This is a genomic window from Ruegeria sp. AH12, from assembly GCF_056541465.1.
In genome coordinates this window covers 175,606-191,874 of the sequence record NZ_JBQFYL010000006.1, presented here as the reverse complement: position 1 = coordinate 191,874, position 16,269 = coordinate 175,606, and the positions used below count along the sequence as shown (strand labels likewise).

The window sequence follows — 16,269 nt, the reverse complement described above, 5'->3', positions numbered from 1 at the left end:
ACTGCAAAACCTGCGATATCAAGGACCCCAGCCAGAACATCACCTGGACCACACCGCAGGGTGGGGATGGCCCGAACTATCCCAATATGTAGGCAAAAACCGGTGCACTGGCAGGGTCGTGAAGGCTCTGCCATTGCCTCTTGCCAGCCAAGGCCCTAGCTTATCGGTCAGTCTATGATAGCAGGGCAGGATTTAGGTGATTACCCTTGTGCATCGCGCGGCATTGGCCGCGTTGCTTTTTTCGACGGTCGGTGTGCCGGTGTCTGCGGATACAGGGGCAGGGGCCTATCTGGCCGGTCGTCAGGCGATTTATGAAAGCGATTATACAGCAGCCGAGCAATACTATGCGCAGGCGCTGAAGTTTGACCCTCAGAACGCGCTTTTGCTGGAAAGTGTCGTGGTGGCACGACTGGCGCTGGGAGAGATCGAGCGCGCCGTGCCCATCGCGCAAACGATTGAAGAGGCTGAACTGCCCAGCCAGGCCGCCAGAATGGTGGTCGCCGCCAATCTGATTGTGGATGACAAACTGGCAGAGCTTTTGGCGCGCGACCCAGAAACAAAGGGTGTTGGTCCGTTGGTAGACGGGCTGATGATCGCCTGGGCCCAATTGGGTCAGGGTGAATTGACCAAAGCGATGGAGCAGTTCGACGCTGTATCTACCCAGGATGGGCTGCGCGAATTTGCGCTGTATCACAAGGCAATGGCACTGGCCTCGATCGGTGACTTTGAGGGGGCCGAGGCGATCTTTGCGGAAAATGATGGTGCGATTGCCCAATTCTCGCGCCGCGCAGCGATGGCGCGGACCGAGGTTCTGTCGCAGCTTGACCGAAACGCCGACGCGCTGGCGTTTTTGGATACCGTCTTTGCGGCGGGCAGTGACCCTTCGATTGAAGATTATGTCAGCCAGTTGAACGCTGGCGAGACACTGCCCTTTACCCATGTTCGATCCGCTCAGGATGGCATGGCAGAGATCTTTTTCTCGGTCGCTGCGGTGCTGAATACCGAAGCGTCGCCCGACTATGTGCTGCTGTATACCCGCGTCGCAAGCTTCCTGCGCCCCGATCATGTGGATGCAATCTTGCTGAGCGCAGAGCTTCTGGATGAATTGAAGCAATATGACCTAGCCGTCGATACCTATCGCAAGGTTCCGGCTGACAGCAATGATCACCATGCTGCCGAGCTGGGTCGGGCCGAGGTGCTCAGCCGGTCAGGCAAAACTGATGCTGCGATCGAAGTGCTTCAGAACCTTTCGGCAAAGAAACCCAATCTGCCCAGCGTTCATGTGGCGCTTGCGGATATCCAGCGGCAACAGGAAAACTATGCGGCCGCAGCAGCGTCCTATGACAATGCAATCGCCCTGACAGACGCCGCGTCAAGCGGGAACTGGTTTCTGCATTACGCGCGTGGCATCTCGCATGAGCGGTTGAAGAACTGGGATCAGGCCGAAGCGGATTTTCGGCGGGCACTGGAGTTGAACCCGGATCAGCCGCAGGTTCTGAATTATCTGGGCTATTCGCTGGTCGAACGCCGCGAAAAGCTGGATGAAGCGTTGGATATGATCGAACGGGCCGTCGCGGCGCGCCCGGACAGCGGCTATATCGTCGATAGTCTGGGTTGGGTCCTGTTCCGCCTTGGGCGCTATGACGAAGCCGTGGATCATATGGAACGCGCTGTTGCGCTGATGCCGGTTGATCCGGTGGTCAATGACCATCTGGGCGATGTCTACTGGGCCGTTGGCCGGGATCGTGAGGCCGAGTTCCAGTGGAAACGCGCATTGTCCTTCATTGACCCGGAAGAGACCGATGGCGAAGCGGACCCCGAGCGCATCCGCCGTAAGATAGAGGTGGGTTTGGATGCGGTATTGGCCGAAGAAGGCGCCGATCCTTTGAAGGTTGCCAATGGCAACTAAGGGCTTCGCGCCCGCCAAGATAAACCTGACACTGCATGTTACCGGCCAACGGGCGGACGGGTATCACCTGTTGGATTCGCTTGTGGCGTTTGCAGATGTCGGCGATCAATTGGAGTTTGAGCCGGGGCCCGATCTGTCGATTTCCGTTAGCGGAGAGCACGCGGCTGGCGTTCCCACAGATGCGCGTAACCTTGTTTGGAAGGCGGCTGAAGCCACGGGATGGTCAGGCAGCATCGCTTTGGACAAAGCGCTTCCGCATGGTGCGGGCATTGGCGGCGGATCGTCTGATGCCGCGGCCATGTTGCGCCATTCGCAAGGTCAGGGCATTGATATTCCATCCGATCTTCCAGTCTCTCTGGGGGCGGACGTACCGGTTTGCATGATGGCTAAGGCTGCGCGGATGCGAGGGATTGGTGAGCAGGTGACTGCTATGACTTTGCCTGAGTTGCCTGCGCTTCTGGTAAATCCCGGCGTTGAAGTGCCCACAGGGGCTGTATTCAAAGCCATGGAATCGCGTCAAAATCCACAGATGCCAGATGATATTCCGGTTTTTGAGGGCGTGGCTGATTGTGCCTTGTGGTTGTCGGATCAGCGAAATGACCTGCAAGGCCCAGCAATTGGCATCGCCCCTCAGATTGGGCGTGTTCTGGACGAATTGACCGGGACTCGGGAGGTGTTACTGGCGCGTATGTCGGGCTCGGGCTCAACCTGTTTTGCGCTCTATCCGTCTCTGAAAGCGGCCCATTTCGCAGCCTATGAGATTGGTGCAGCCCACCCCGATTGGTGGTGCCGCGCGACTCAGCTTAGTTGAGTCGAGACACCACGTAATCAGCCAGATCGCGCAGCAGGGTCCGCAGCTCGTGATCTGGTAGCACTTCCAGCGCTGTTTTGGCCTTGTTCGCCCAATCCAGCGCATCCCGACGTGTGGCTTCAAGCGTCTGATACTTGGCCATCAAGCTCAGTGCGTGATCCAGATCGCCATCTTGCTGTCGGCCTTTCTCGATGGTGCGCTCCCAGAACATGCGCTCGTCTGACGTGGCCTGTGCCACGGCCTTGATCACCGGTAGGGTCAGCTTTCGTTCACGGAAGTCGTCGCCGATATTCTTGCCGGTCGCTTTGCTATCGCCCTGATAATCCAGCAGATCGTCAGCAATCTGGAAGGCAATCCCTAGCGCGTCGCCATAATCGAACAGCGCCTCGACCTGTGGTTCTGCCGCACCTGCGATCACACCGCCCACTTCGGTCGCTGCCGAGAACAACGCCGCTGTCTTGCCACGCACGACTTGAAGGTAGACGGCCTCATCCGTGCCCAGATCGGTGGCGGCGGTCATTTGCAGCACCTCTCCTTCGGCAATGGTGGCCGAAGCATTGGCTAGAATGTCCAGAACACGCAGTGAGCCGGTTTCCACCATCAACTGGAAGCTGCGGGAAAACAGATAGTCGCCCACCAGCACGCTGGATTTGTTGTCCCACAAAAGGTTCGCCGTGGGCCGCCCACGCCGCTGGGCGCTTTCGTCGACTACATCGTCATGCAGCAGGGTCGCAGTGTGAATAAATTCAACCGTCGCAGCCAGACGCAGATGATGCTCGCCCGTATAGCCAAACAGCCGCGCTGCCGCCAATGTCAGCATCGGGCGCAGACGTTTGCCACCCGCTTCGACCAGATGTGCGGTCACCTCAGGGATGCGCGGTGCGTGCTCAGACGCCATCCGGGTTCGGATCAGCGTATTCACGGCCTCCATTTCGCCGGTCAGAATTTCAGCGAGCCGCTCATGCGGTTTCGAGATTGTGCTGACGTCCATCACACTCCTGATACAAGGCTCGACTTCTGTCCTGCCTTGCCCTTACATCCATCCCCATGAAAGAACTATTGCGCAGCACCGATCCGACAATCCTGGCCTTTGCATCCGCTCTTCTTGAGGGCGAGGATATAGACTGCTTTCAGATGGACGTAAATATGAGCATCCTCGAAGGCGGCATCGGAATCTTCCCCCGTCGTCTGATGGTCCGGGCGGATGACCTGACCCGCGCCGAACGCGTGATGCGCGACAATGAGATTCCTCTGGGGCGATGACCCGTTTTGAGGATCAAGACCTAAGCCAAAATGCGTTTTTGGGTGGCAAGCTGCACTTGTGGCAGCCTGTCAAAGGGTATCGCGCCGGGGTAGACCCTGTTTTGCTTGCCGCGTCGGTTCCGGCCACCAGCGGCCAATCAGTGCTAGAGCTTGGATGCGGGGCCGGGGCGGCCATTCTTTGTCTCGCTGCACGTGTACAAGGGTTGGAGCTCAACGGGGTTGAGCTGCAACCGGCTTACGCGGATTTGGCACGTCGCAATGCTGCGGATAATGCCATTGCGCTGGAGGTTGTAACCGCCGATCTGACTGCACTTCCGCCAGAACTAAAACAACGTCAGTTTGATCATGTGATCGCAAACCCGCCCTACTACCGTGCTGGTGCCCATAGTCCGGCCCATGATTCAGGGCGCAGTGTTGCCCTGGGCGAACAGACCCCATTGGCCAATTGGATCGATGTGGCCACTAAACGCCTTGCGCCGCGCGGGTATCTGCACATGATCCAAAAAGCCGACCGCCTGCGGGATATGCTGATGGGGTGCCGGGGCCAGCTGGGCTCGGTCGAAGTGCTGCCCTTGGCAGCGCGGTCAGGGCGTGAAGCCGAACTGGTCATTTTGCGGGCCCGCAAAGGCGGACGCGCCGCATTCCGCCTGCATGCCCCGCTGATTCTGCATCAGGGGGACCGACACGAACGGGATGGAGAAAGCTATACCCCCGAGATCTCAGCGGTGCTGAGGGATGGTGCAGCCATGGGGCCGTTTCATACCTCTCGGCGATGACCAGCCGAATTTGTCGGATTTATTGCAGATTCTGTGCGTCTGCAGCGTGACAGGGTGGAAACGATGTGCTCAACTTCTTACGTGACTTTTAGACACATAACCAAGGAGGATCGCCATGAGCGTGAGCGCACATCTGACGGAACTGAAGAAGAAGCACGAATCTCTCGGTCTAGAAGTGGAACAAGCCCAACGCTCGCCAGGCATCGATGATCTCCATATCGCCCAGCTGAAAAAGCAGAAACTCAAGCTCAAGGAAGAGATCGAACGCCTGTCAGCTTAACCAGTTAGGCTGGCGCGCGCCGCAATTACAGCGCCGCCGGTGATCAGTACCGCCGCGATCGCCAATGTCCATGTCGGCATGGCGATCCCGGCACCCACCAGCACAACAGTAGACAGCAAAGGTGCGGCGTAAGAGCTGGTTCCCAGCATCTGTATGTCGCCCTGTTTGACCCCGATATCCCACACATAAAACGCCAGCCCCACAGGACCCAAACTCAAAGCCAGCGTCGAAGCCCAACTGAGGGCGGTATCGGGCCAGACGGTGATTTCCAGTGCGAAATGCAGCACCCACGAGGCGATGGCAGTCAGCACGCAGAACACAGCAACCGAACTTGTGGGCGTTTCACCCAGTTTGCGGGACAGCACCGAATACCCCGACCATGTCAGTGCACAGAGGAAGGCCAGCGCGTATCCAGGCAGGTGGTCAATCTGAAAGCCCGCGCTGCCACCACCGGTGATGATCAGTGCGGCCCCTGCAAAGCCGAGGCAGGCCCCGAATAGATGGCCCGGTCTCAGGTGCTCGCCGGGTAGAAGTCCTGAAAACAGGACAATCAGGAGGGGCCAGAGATAGGCGATCAGCCCGGCCTCTGCCGCAGGGGCCATACGCAGGGCCGAGAAGTAGAGCGCGTGGTATCCGAACAGGCCCACGGTTCCGAATGCATAGATTTTCCAACTGATGCTGCGCAGTTTGGAAAACCCACCGGATCGCCATGTCCAGATCAAACCCAGAGAACCGCCGATGCTGAAACATATGGCGTTCAGCAACAACGGTGGGGTTGGGGCCGAGCCGACGGTGAACAGCGCCAGCAAGGCCCACAGCAGAACAGCGATGAATCCGATGGCGGTGGCACGGTTTCTGGTCATTTGGCTAAGACGTCTTCTACGGGAATGATAGTGAACTCATCCGAGATATGGGCGGTCTTTTCAATCTCGGTTGCGAACCAATCGCGGAACGCGGCGACCTGTGGCCGGTGTTCTGCACCGGGCAGGCACAGAAACCGAAACCGCCCGTTGGTTTCGATGGCGGTTTTGAACGGGGCGATCAATCGCCCCTCGGTCATGTCCTTGATGATCATTGCGCGCCGCCCCAAGGCGACGCCCACTCCGGCCACCGCAGCATCAATCGCGTGATCCGCATTCGAGAAATGCGCGCCATGTGTCGGCGTGAACTCCATCCCAACGGCCTTGAACCAGGTGGGCCAATCGGCTGGTGGTTTGAGAAACGCGATTGAATCATCGTGAATCAAGGGCGCATCACGCAAGCTTTCGGGGGTGGAAAACTGCTCTGCCAGCTCGGGTGTCATGACCGGCGTCAGCCATTCCTTGCGCACCGGCAGGCAATACAGCCCCTCGTCCTGACCAGAGCCAAAGCGGATCGCAACATCCACATCATCCTGTTCCAAATCCATATTGCGCAGGGTGGCCGAAAACCGAAGATCGATTTCCGGATGCGCGCGCGCAAAATCATAGAGGCGCGGGGCCAGCCATTTTGCCGTGAGCGCTGGCCCTGCAGTGACAGTCAGCGTTGTGTTGTCCTGCAATCTGCGCGTCGCAGCCCAGGCAGACTTGAGCGCGGCAAAACCGTCTGCCGTACCGGGGGCCAGTGCTTTGCCCGCTTCGGTCAATTCCACGGCGCGGTTTAAACGTCGGAATAGGGGGTGGCCCAGATGCTCCTCCAGCGATTTGATCTGAAAGGACAGCGCGGCGGGTGTCACGTTCAACTCATCTGCCGCCTTGGCAAATGACATATGGCGGGCGGCGGCGTCAAAGGCGCGCAAAGCGGTCAGAGGGGGTAGTCGGTCGGACATATCACTTAAGATTTACTTATCTGAACTAGCGAAAACTCTCGTTTGTACGTTTTGAAATCAAGCGTCATGTTGAGAGCAAGTCAAGTTCATCTTTAGCCAGGAGGATATGCCATGATCGAGATGACGACCAACCCGTCTGTTCAAGATGCGATCCGTCGCGCCCATGAAGAACGTAGCAAAGTCATTCACCAGCTCTGGGGCTGGTTAACCGGTTCCCGCTGATCACAGCGCGCGTGGTCTTACGGGATAAAGAAGGGCCGGTCCAAAAGGACCGGCCCGTTTTCTGTTGCTACTGAGTGTGATCAGACGAAGAACTGAGCACCGTTGGCCGAGATGGTCGACCCATTGATGAACTGCGAATCGTCCGATGCCAGGAATGCGACGCAGCGTGCGATTTCCTCTGGCTCACCCAACCGGCCTGCAGGGATCTGGCCGATGATGGATTCACGGACTTTCTCTGGCACGGCCATAACCATTTCGGTGGCAATGTAGCCGGGGCAGATCGCGTTGGCGGTGATGCCCGCACGAGCGCCTTCCTGAGCCAGCGATTTTACGATACCCAGATCGCCTGCCTTGGTTGCAGCATAGTTCACCTGCGCAAACTGACCCTTCTGACCGTTGATCGAGCTGATGACGATCACGCGGCCAAACTTGCGCTCGCGCATACCAGGCCAGACAGGGTGAACGGTGTTGAACACACCGGTCAGGTTGGTGTCGATCACTTGATGCCACTGCTCGGGCGTCATTTTGTGGAACGGCGCATCACGGGTGATGCCCGCGTTTGCCACAACGATGTCGATTGGGCCAACTTCGGCCTCGACCTTTTCGATGCCCGCTTTGGATTCGTCATAGTCGGCTACGTTCCACTTGTAGGTGGCGATGCCGGTTTCTTCGGTGAATTTTGCTGCGGCTTCATCGTTTCCTGCGTAGGTCGCTGCAACATTACACCCTTCGGCCTTAAGCGCCTTGGAAATTGCTGCGCCGATGCCGCGGGAACCGCCGGTAACGAGTGCTGTACGTGCCATTTAGGAATCCTCCAAATTTAGTCGTCTTGGTAATTCTGTTACTCTGAGAGATGGTGTTGCGCAATATCGTTTCGTAGCGGTTTAGGGCTTTCTGTCTGGCGATATTGTCGCATCTAGCGGATAAGCTTCGATTGTAACAAAAAAGGCGCCCGCGGGACGCCCTTTTCTATTTGGCTGTCAAAGCACTTAGTCGCGCTCCACACAAAGGGCGACACCCATGCCACCACCGATGCAGAGGGTCGCCAGACCCTTCTTGGCATCGCGGCGCTTCATTTCGAATAGCAGCGTGTTCAGAACGCGGCAGCCCGAGGCACCAATCGGGTGGCCGATGGCAATCGCGCCGCCGTTGACGTTTACAATGGACGGGTCCCAACCCATGTCCTTGTTCACAGCACAGGCCTGCGCGGCAAAGGCTTCGTTGGCTTCGACCAGATCCAGATCATCAACCGACCAACCTGCTTTTTCCAGCGCCTTGCGCGCGGCGTAGATTGGGCCAACACCCATGATCGACGGGTCCAGACCGGCGGTCGCGTAGGATGCGATCCGCGCCAGAGGCTCAATCCCGCGCTTTTCGGCATTCTCGACCGACATCAGCAGAGTCGCCGCGGCACCGTCATTCAGGCCCGAGGCATTGGCGGCGGTGACCGAGCCGTCCTTGGTGAAGGCCGGGCGCAGTTTGGCCATCGCCTCCATGGTTGCGCCGTGGCGGATGTATTCGTCCTTGTCCATCACGATGTCGCCCTTGCGGGTCTTGATGGTGAAGGGCACGATCTCATCCGCGAACTTGCCTGCTTTCTGCGCAGCTTCGGCTTTGTTTTGCGACGCAACGGCGAATTCATCCTGCTGATCGCGGCTGATCTGCCATTTCTCGGCGACGTTCTCGGCGGTCTGGCCCATGTGATAGCCGTTGAAGGCATCCCACAGACCGTCGCGGATCATCGTGTCGATATATTTCATGTCACCCATCTTGTGACCGGCACGCAGGGCGGCGGCGTGGGGCGACAGGGTCATGTTCTCCTGGCCACCGGCGGCGACGATGTCCGCATCACCCAGTTGGATATGCTGCGCACCAAGAGCCACAGCGCGCAGGCCCGAGCCGCACACCTGGTTGATGCCCCAGGCCGCGCTTTCCTGCGGCAGGCCCGCATTGATATGCGCCTGGCGGGCGGGGTTCTGGCCCTGAGCGGCCGTCAGAACCTGACCCATGATGGTTTCGCTTACTTCGCCCTTGTCTACCCCGGCGCGTTCCACGACCGCTTCCAAAACGGCAGCGCCCAGATCATGTGCAGGTGTGTTCGCAAACGAACCGCTAAAGCTGCCCACGCCTGTGCGTGCGGCGGATGCGATTACTACGTTGGTCATATAGTCAGTCCTTTACCGTCAAGGTCCTTTGGGAAATCCGACGGCGCAGGTGGCAGAGAGGTCTCTGACAAAACAAGAGCGCCCCAAGTTCCCCGCTCCAGCGCTGTATGGCATATCGCAATGCTGCATATGCAGCAACGGGCAGCTTGTCTCAGCAGTCGATATCCTAGGGCCGCAACTGCGGATTGTTGCTTAAGAGCCTGTTTTGGAGTTGTTTTCCTGTTTCCAAGGCGGGGCGATTGTGGGCGCACCGAACAGAAAACCTTGCAAACAGTCGACCCCGCTGTTGCGCAGAAACTCGGCGTCAGCCTGATTTTCAACCGATTCGGCAGTCACCAGTATCTCGAATTCCTGTGCGACCAGGATCAACGCGCGCACCAGTGCCTGATTATCGGGCTGTTCACTTATGCCTCGAATGAATTGGCCATCGATCTTTGCGGCGTCGAACAGAAACTCACGAAAATGACGCAATCCAAAATCGCTGGCGCCGAAATCGTCTAACGCAAAGGCAATGCCGCGTTCCTGCAGGCGATCCATCAGGTCGATCACAAGTTCCGGCACCTGCATGGCGGATTGTTCCGAAATTTCTAGGATCAGCCGCTCACCAACGCTCTCGTCCCGTTTCAGAAACCGGTCCAGCACCTTTGCCCAGCGCGCAAACCCGATCGAGCGGGCAGACATGTTGATCGACAATCGTATGTCGGGGTTTCGCACCAATGTCTGCAAGCCAAGTTCCAGCGCGATGCAATCAAGTTCTCGCCCCAAAGGTGTATTTTCGACCTGTGGCATGAACTCTCGCGCCGGGATCACGCGCCCGGTTTCGTCCAATACACGGATATAGCCCTCGTAGAAGGCAATACCGCCGGGCGAATGTGCCTGCACAACCGGCTGAAAGGCCAGCTTGCACTGTTTGTGCTTCACCGCTTCGGTCGCCATATTCACAACGGATCGATCCCGCGCCGAGATGGCCGAGCTTAACGGGTTGTCCGATCCTTCAGGTAGATCCGCAAGTTTCTTGTCCCGCATGAGTGCCGGTTCCCTGAGACTGTCCGAATGGTGTTTCGGTCCCAGTGTCAGGGCAAACAGGTGAATCTGCGGTTAAAGCGGGTGAATTTTCAGCGGGCCGAGTGTTGGGCGCGCGCCAAAGAAGCGGCGGCCCCAATCACCGCGCCGGTAAAGCCCAACAGCATCATCAGGAAACCCAACGCGATCAAACCGGCCAGAGCGCTGGCAATCGCAGCGACCATAGCCAACATCAGACCCAGCAAACCGACCAATGTCGAAAGGGTAGTCAAGCGGGTCATGTGCGGGTCTCCGGTCACTCGTTATCTCAAATCATGGACCCCATATGGCACCCGCGACCGATATTTCAAGCTGAGACAGGCATGATCACGCGCAGTTCAGAATTGTTTTGCCTTCAGATTGGGCAATTCATTGCCAAGATGCTGAAAACCGGGCGTTCCGCGATCTTCGGGATGCCGCGCCAGATGCTTTTTTTTGATCTGGTCTGAGCTGTCGCGACTGCCATCATGGCTGTATCCGGGCGGTGCGAAACAATAGGACAGTCTTTGGCGTAAAGTCAGGCCGGGTTGTGTGGCGTCGCGCCAAATACCAACCCATTCATGAAAGGCCACGCGTAACGGGTTGAACGTGCCGATATTGTGAACCAGGCCGTAGTCGACGCGATCATCGTCCTGCTCGGGCACAAAGGTGCCGAACATCTTGTCCCAGATGATGAAGACGCCCGCATAGTTGCAATCCAGGTAACGGGCATTGCGGCCATGATGTGCGCGGTGATGGCTGGGTGTATTCATCACCGCCTCGAACCAACGGGGCATTTTGCCGATGGCCTCAGTATGAATCCAGAACTGGTAGATCAGGTTCAACCCACCTACAAACAGCACCATGGCCGGGTGAAAGCCCAGCAGTATCAGTGGCGCGCGCACCACCATCATGAAGGTGAATGTATAGGTCCAAGTCTGCCGCAATGCGGTGGTCAGGTTGTAGTGCTGTGAACTGTGGTGGTTCACATGGCTGGCCCAGACCCAGCGAATGCGATGACCGAACCGGTGCACCCAGTAGTACCGCAGGTCATCCAGCACAAAGCACAGGATGATCACCGGAATCGAGGTGCCCAGATCAAGTGGCGTGATCTGCCACAGCCACATGAAGAATGCATAGGCGATGAACCCCAGCAGAAATCCCGAGGCGATGTTTCCAGCCCCCATGATCAATGAGGTCACCGCATCGCGAGTCTCATATCGGCCACCCCGGCCTTTGACAGCGATCCACAGGAATTCGGCCAGAATCGCGGCGATGAAAAAGGGAACGGCCCATTGGACGGCGTCGGGAAAGGTAATCTGGTCTGTCATGTGGGTTCCATGAGGTTACGCCAATGGCTGCGTTCGAATTCGTCCAGACGAACAAGGCATCTGGGTGTGGCAAAGTCGTGAAACTGGATTTCGAACCCTTCAGGATGGTCCAGCATGTCATAATCCAGCAAGTGCCGGGCGACGGTATCCGCGCCAAAGGACCAGATCAGACCGGGGCCGGATACGGTTCGGATCAGGGCTGTATGGCCATCACGGGCGATGGTCAGATCGATCACCTCATCGTCCGGAAAATGACGCAGCCATTCCTGACCTGTGTTTTCCTGTGTCAGCACGCGCAATTGCGATCGGCCTGTCAGGTGCAGCAACAGTGTGACACCAGCGATTCCTCCGACCACCAGCACCAGAAGAATTTCCAGCGGCATTCTGTCCTCCCACGGCCAGAGTGCAGCCGGCCTTTGCAGCTGTCAAAGGTGGCGTGGCGTAAGGCGGAATGGCGAAGGCGCGCAGCTGTGGTGGCTGCGCTCCTTAAGAACTTGGTCGGGTCAAAATGATCTTAGTTGCTGATCGTGTAGGTCCCGCCAGAATCACCCTTGCCCTTGTTGCGGGTGAACGTCACCTGATTGCCGTCCAGCGAAACGGTCTGGCAATCTTGCGGCAACGTATCGCTTCCAACCACCAGATTGCGGCACCAGAACCGTTTGTTCCAAACCCAGGCCCCGGCAACGTTTCGACCATCATCTAGCTTACCAGACAGTTTTCCGTCGGCCGAGATGACCAGGGTCGCGCCGTTTCCGGTCAGCGTTTTACCAGCAACCGCATCTAGAAATTGCTTCTGCTTTTTGATGTCCTTGGCGTCAGCAGCCATCGCCGCACCAAGTAGAATAGCGGTTGCGGCGGCAAGTGTTGTGATACTCTTCATAAAAAACTCTCCTGATTAAACGAGCAGGAGAGTATCATGATTCTAAAGGTTTAGAGCAGAATTTCTCAGCTTTCAGCGTTGACGAGAGCCGAGATAATCGCCTTCGCGCTATCCGAGTTCCATTCGGCATCGCCAATCAGTCGCGCGATCTCATTACCGTCCGGATCAAGGATCACGGTGATCGGCAGGCCAATCACGCCCATCTCACGCGCCACGGCCTGTTTGGGGTCCTGATGGCGAGGCAGATTGTCGATCCCGTTCTCGTCAAAGAACTTTTTGATCCCGGCGGGTGAGTTGCGCCCGGTGGCCAATGTCAGCACCTCGAACCTGTCGCCGCCGAACTCCTCCTGTAGCTCAGCGATCTGGGGCATCTCTTTGCGGCAGGGCGCGCACCAGGTGGCCCAGAAGTTAAGCAGGATGTACTTGCCCTTATAGTCCTCCAGAGACGCCGTGCCGCCATCATCTTCCAATTCGAATTCAACCGCTTCAACCGGTTTGGGCTCTTTGTGCAGGATCAGTCGCTTCAGGCTATCCTCGCGCAGCGGCCCCAATGTCTCGGCATCGGTCGCCAAAGCGGCGTTTGCACCCAGCGCTAGGGCCATATAAAGGGGGATCAGACGTAACACGCGCATATCAACTCCGGGTTTTCTTTCATGACCGATCAATCCTCGAACCAGATGTGGGGCGGCCGCTTTGCCGCCGGTCCAGACGCGATCATGGAGGCGATCAACGCCTCGATCGGGTTCGATCAGCGGATGGCAGCCCAGGACATCGCAGGCTCGCGCGCCCATGCCGCCATGTTGGCCGCCACAGGCGTTATTAGTGATAGTGACGCGCAGGCTATTCGGGAAGGGCTGCTCACCGTTTTGTCAGAAATCCAAAACGGAGACTTTCAGTTCTCAACCGCGCTGGAAGACATCCACATGAATGTCGAAGCGCGCCTGAAAGAGGTGATCGGTGAACCCGCAGGCCGTCTGCACACGGGTCGGTCGCGCAATGATCAGGTGGCGACCGATTTCAAACTCTGGGTTCGCGATCAGCTGGATGCCGCCGAAACCGGCCTTCTGGCTCTGATCCGCGCGCTTTTGGCGCAGGCTGAGGTTGGAGCCGATTGGGTTATGCCGGGCTTTACCCATTTGCAAACCGCGCAGCCGGTAACATGGGGTCACCACATGATGGCCTATGTCGAGATGTTCGGGCGTGACCTCAGTCGTGTCCGCGATGCCCGTGCGCGGATGAACGAGTCCCCGCTGGGGGCCGCCGCGCTGGCCGGGACCTCTTTCCCCATCGACCGCCACATGACGGCAGAAACGCTAGGCTTCGACCGCCCTGCTGCGAACTCGCTGGATGCGGTCAGCGACCGCGACTTCGCGCTGGAGTTTCTGTCCACTGCCTCGATCTGCGCCGTTCACCTGTCGCGCTTTGCCGAAGAACTGGTGATCTGGTCCTCGGCCCAATTCCGGTTTGTGACGCTCTCGGATCGCTTCTCGACCGGGTCCTCGATCATGCCGCAGAAGAAAAACCCCGACGCGGCGGAGCTGATCCGCGCCAAAGTCGGCCGCATCTTTGGTGCGAACACCGCGTTGATGATGGTGATGAAGGGTCTGCCGCTGGCCTATTCCAAGGACATGCAGGAAGACAAGGAACAGGTTTTTGACGCCGCGGACAACTGGATGCTTGCACTGGCTGCGATGGAAGGCATGGTCAAGGATATGAACGCCAACCGCGATAGCCTTGCTGCCGCTGCGGGGTCTGGTTTTTCGACCGCGACCGATCTGGCCGACTGGTTGGTCCGTGTGCTGGGCCTGCCATTCCGCGATGCGCATCATGTGACCGGGTCGCTGGTTGCCATGGCCGAACGCAAGGGCAGCGACCTGCCGGATCTGTCGCTGGAAGACATGCAATCGGTCCACGCGGATATCACCGATGACGTCTATTCTGTCCTCACCGTTAAAAACTCGGTAAACTCGCGCCAATCTTATGGAGGGACTGCGCCTGATCAGGTGCGGGCTCAGATCAAACGATGGAAGGCGTTGGTATGATGCGTATGTCTCGGATCATTCTGCTGATCTTGATCGGTTTTGCCTTGGCGGCCTGTGGTGCCGATGGCGAACCTGTTCAGCCGACCGCCAGCCTGGGCGTTGGCGTCGGGTCCAGCGGGACACATGTTGGCGGAGGCGTAGGCCTGCGCAAGGGCGGCCTCGGCCTTTATCTGGGTGTCTGATCCGAAATCCAACACCGTCAGTACAGACTCTGAGGAGAATGGTGTATGCGAACCGTCGGCCTAGTTCTAACGCTTGCCGTTTTGGCGGCGTGCGAACCCACATCTGCGTCGCGCCCTGATCCTAAGCCAGAGCCAAAACAGACTGGCATTTCTGTATCCGGCTATGCACGTGCCGGGATCTCGACCGAGTTCTAAATGGCTGCGTGCGGCTCTTAAGCGCCCGAATCCATTGAACCGGGGGGCCGTTTTGGTCTAAGCGCGCAGATATGGATCACTTTCTCTACCGCGACGGCGCGCTTTTCGCCGAGGATGTCCCAATCTCCGAAATCGCTGCCGCGGTCGGAACCCCGTTCTATGTCTATTCAACAGCCACCTTGCTGCGTCATTTCAAGCTGTTTGATGATGCGCTTGAGGGAACCGATCACCTTGTTTGCTACGCGATGAAAGCGGCCAGCAATCAGGCCATCCTGAAGACATTGGCACAGGCAGGCGCCGGGATGGATGTTGTTTCGGGTGGGGAATACCTGCGGGCCAAGGCAGCAGGCGTTCCGGGCGACAAGATCGTGTTTTCAGGCGTCGGCAAAACGGCCGATGAGATCCGGACTGCCCTGACCGGCGGCATCCGTCAGTTCAACGTGGAATCCGAACCCGAGATGCAGATGATCAGCGCGGTCGCGGCGGAGCTGGCGATGGTTGCGCCGATCACAATCCGGGTGAACCCGGATGTGGACGCGAAGACCCACGCCAAGATTGCGACAGGTAAGTCCGAAAATAAATTTGGCATTCCGATCTCGCGCGCATCCGAGGTTTATGCGCTGGCTGCCAGCCTACCGGGGCTTGAGGTGATTGGCATCGACGTCCATATCGGCTCGCAACTGACTGAGTTGGAGCCGTTTGAGTTGGCCTATACCAAGGTCGCTGAACTGACTGAACAATTGCGGGCCGAAGGGCACAATATCCGTCGTCTCGATTTGGGGGGCGGTTTGGGCATTCCCTATGCGCGCTCTAACGATGCGCCGCCGCTTCCTGTCGAATATGGCGCGCTGATCAAGAAAACGCTGGGCCATCTGGATTGTGAAATCGAGATTGAACCCGGCCGTCTGATCGCGGGCAATGCCGGGCTGATGGTGAGCAAGGTGATCTATGTGAAATCCGGCGAGGGTCGGGATTTTCTGATCCTTGATGGGGCAATGAATGATCTGATCCGCCCGGCGATGTACGAGGCGTATCACGATATCATCGCTGTACAGGAACCCGTGCCAGGGGTTGAACAACGGCCCTATGACATTGTCGGCCCTGTCTGTGAAAGCGGCGATACCTTTGCCAAGCAACGCAACATGCCGCCGCTCGCCCCGGGTGATTTGGTGGCGTTCCGCAGTGCGGGTGCCTATGGTGCGGTGATGTCCAGCGAATACAATACTCGCCCTCTGATCCCAGAGGTGCTGGTGCACCAGGATCAATTTGCAGTTATTCGTGAACGCCCAAGCTTTGACGAAATCATAAACCGCGATACCATACCTACGTGGCTTTGACGCAATAAGCGTGCGGGCCCGATCAGGA

The 16,269-nt window shown here is 57.9% G+C and carries 21 protein-coding genes; 10 read left to right on the top strand and 11 right to left on the bottom strand.

The features are described from left to right. From ACR0EL_RS12220 to ACR0EL_RS12210, 3 genes are all read left to right on the top strand, one after another. A partial coding sequence (locus tag ACR0EL_RS12220; RefSeq protein ID WP_480500154.1) for a 4Fe-4S dicluster domain-containing protein occupies nt 1-92 on the top strand: 92 nt, incomplete at its 5' end. A gap of 104 nt (nt 93-196) precedes the next feature. Continuing rightward, nucleotides 197-1,909, top strand: a complete 1,713-nt coding sequence (locus tag ACR0EL_RS12215) for a tetratricopeptide repeat protein (protein WP_480500148.1) — start codon at nt 197-199, stop codon at nt 1,907-1,909. Further along, on the top strand, nt 1,899-2,720 hold the full coding sequence (locus ACR0EL_RS12210) for a 4-(cytidine 5'-diphospho)-2-C-methyl-D-erythritol kinase (RefSeq protein ID WP_480500147.1): 822 nt from the start codon (nt 1,899-1,901) through the stop codon (nt 2,718-2,720). The genes ACR0EL_RS12215 and ACR0EL_RS12210 overlap by 11 nt, the downstream gene beginning before the upstream one ends. Here the strand turns inward: ACR0EL_RS12210 and ACR0EL_RS12205 are convergent. After that, nucleotides 2,713-3,711, bottom strand: coding sequence for a polyprenyl synthetase family protein (locus ACR0EL_RS12205; protein WP_480500146.1), 999 nt, complete (start codon nt 3,709-3,711; stop codon nt 2,713-2,715). The two genes, ACR0EL_RS12210 and ACR0EL_RS12205, sit on opposite strands and share 8 nt — an antisense overlap. Nucleotides 3,712-3,767: 56 nt before the next feature. On the opposite strand from ACR0EL_RS12205, the gene ACR0EL_RS12200 reads away from it, so the two are divergent. The 3 genes from ACR0EL_RS12200 to ACR0EL_RS12190 all read left to right on the top strand — a co-directional run bounded on the left by ACR0EL_RS12200 (nt 3,768) and on the right by ACR0EL_RS12190 (nt 5,039). Further along, nucleotides 3,768-3,983, top strand: coding sequence for a putative signal transducing protein (locus ACR0EL_RS12200; RefSeq protein WP_037316655.1), 216 nt, complete (start codon nt 3,768-3,770; stop codon nt 3,981-3,983). Next, the gene (locus ACR0EL_RS12195) at nt 3,980-4,759 is read left to right on the top strand and encodes a tRNA1(Val) (adenine(37)-N6)-methyltransferase (RefSeq protein WP_480500144.1); all 780 of its coding nucleotides are present in this window, start codon (nt 3,980-3,982) and stop codon (nt 4,757-4,759) included. Before ACR0EL_RS12200 ends, ACR0EL_RS12195 begins: the two co-directional genes overlap by 4 nt. Nucleotides 4,760-4,874: 115 nt before the next feature. After that, on the top strand, nt 4,875-5,039 hold the full coding sequence (locus tag ACR0EL_RS12190) for a YdcH family protein (protein ID WP_083445267.1): 165 nt from the start codon (nt 4,875-4,877) through the stop codon (nt 5,037-5,039). Here the strand turns inward: ACR0EL_RS12190 and yddG are convergent. The 10 genes from yddG to ACR0EL_RS12140 form a co-directional block, all read right to left on the bottom strand. Continuing rightward, on the bottom strand, nt 5,036-5,902 hold the full coding sequence (yddG, locus tag ACR0EL_RS12185; protein WP_480500143.1) for an aromatic amino acid exporter YddG: 867 nt from the start codon (nt 5,900-5,902) through the stop codon (nt 5,036-5,038). The two genes, ACR0EL_RS12190 and yddG, sit on opposite strands and share 4 nt — an antisense overlap. Then, nucleotides 5,899-6,846: a transcriptional regulator GcvA gene (locus ACR0EL_RS12180; protein WP_480500142.1), complete on the bottom strand. Its 948-nt coding sequence runs from the start codon at nt 6,844-6,846 to the stop codon at nt 5,899-5,901. Before ACR0EL_RS12180 ends, yddG begins: the two co-directional genes overlap by 4 nt. Nucleotides 6,847-7,148: 302 nt before the next feature. Continuing rightward, nucleotides 7,149-7,871 carry an acetoacetyl-CoA reductase gene (phbB, locus tag ACR0EL_RS12175; RefSeq protein WP_480500141.1) on the bottom strand — a complete coding sequence of 241 codons (723 nt, stop codon included), beginning with the start codon at nt 7,869-7,871 and terminating at the stop codon, nt 7,149-7,151. A 186-nt stretch (nt 7,872-8,057) separates the two neighbouring features. Then, entirely contained in the window at nt 8,058-9,233 is a 1,176-nt protein-coding gene (locus tag ACR0EL_RS12170; protein ID WP_480500139.1) for an acetyl-CoA C-acetyltransferase, read from the bottom strand. Nucleotides 9,234-9,425: 192 nt separating this feature from the next. Continuing rightward, nucleotides 9,426-10,259, bottom strand: a complete 834-nt coding sequence (locus ACR0EL_RS12165; protein ID WP_480500138.1) for an EAL domain-containing protein — start codon at nt 10,257-10,259, stop codon at nt 9,426-9,428. 89 nt (nt 10,260-10,348) lie between these two features. Further along, nucleotides 10,349-10,537, bottom strand: a complete 189-nt coding sequence (locus tag ACR0EL_RS12160) for a hypothetical protein (protein ID WP_353012063.1) — start codon at nt 10,535-10,537, stop codon at nt 10,349-10,351. A 96-nt stretch (nt 10,538-10,633) separates the two neighbouring features. Beyond that, the gene (locus ACR0EL_RS12155; protein WP_480500137.1) at nt 10,634-11,605 is read right to left on the bottom strand and encodes a sterol desaturase family protein; all 972 of its coding nucleotides are present in this window, start codon (nt 11,603-11,605) and stop codon (nt 10,634-10,636) included. Continuing rightward, on the bottom strand, nt 11,602-11,988 hold the full coding sequence (locus tag ACR0EL_RS12150; RefSeq protein WP_480500136.1) for a hypothetical protein: 387 nt from the start codon (nt 11,986-11,988) through the stop codon (nt 11,602-11,604). The genes ACR0EL_RS12155 and ACR0EL_RS12150 overlap by 4 nt, the downstream gene beginning before the upstream one ends. 131 nt (nt 11,989-12,119) lie before the next feature. Beyond that, nucleotides 12,120-12,485, bottom strand: coding sequence for a dihydrodipicolinate reductase (locus ACR0EL_RS12145; protein ID WP_170535782.1), 366 nt, complete (start codon nt 12,483-12,485; stop codon nt 12,120-12,122). Between the two features lie 65 nt (nt 12,486-12,550). Beyond that, nucleotides 12,551-13,117: a TlpA disulfide reductase family protein gene (locus tag ACR0EL_RS12140; RefSeq protein WP_480500135.1), complete on the bottom strand. Its 567-nt coding sequence runs from the start codon at nt 13,115-13,117 to the stop codon at nt 12,551-12,553. Between the two features lie 21 nt (nt 13,118-13,138). On the opposite strand from ACR0EL_RS12140, the gene argH reads away from it, so the two are divergent. From argH to lysA, 4 genes are all read left to right on the top strand, one after another. Next, nucleotides 13,139-14,527 carry an argininosuccinate lyase gene (argH, locus tag ACR0EL_RS12135; protein ID WP_480500134.1) on the top strand — a complete coding sequence of 463 codons (1,389 nt, stop codon included), beginning with the start codon at nt 13,139-13,141 and terminating at the stop codon, nt 14,525-14,527. After that, nucleotides 14,524-14,709: an argininosuccinate lyase gene (locus ACR0EL_RS12130; protein WP_480500133.1), complete on the top strand. Its 186-nt coding sequence runs from the start codon at nt 14,524-14,526 to the stop codon at nt 14,707-14,709. Before argH ends, ACR0EL_RS12130 begins: the two co-directional genes overlap by 4 nt. Nucleotides 14,710-14,754: 45 nt before the next feature. Further along, entirely contained in the window at nt 14,755-14,904 is a 150-nt protein-coding gene (locus tag ACR0EL_RS12125) for a hypothetical protein (protein WP_480500132.1), read from the top strand. 71 nt (nt 14,905-14,975) lie between these two features. Further along, complete coding sequence (gene lysA / locus ACR0EL_RS12120; RefSeq protein ID WP_480500131.1) at nt 14,976-16,241, top strand: diaminopimelate decarboxylase; 1,266 nt, start codon at nt 14,976-14,978, stop codon at nt 16,239-16,241. Nucleotides 16,242-16,269 lie beyond the last annotated feature (28 nt).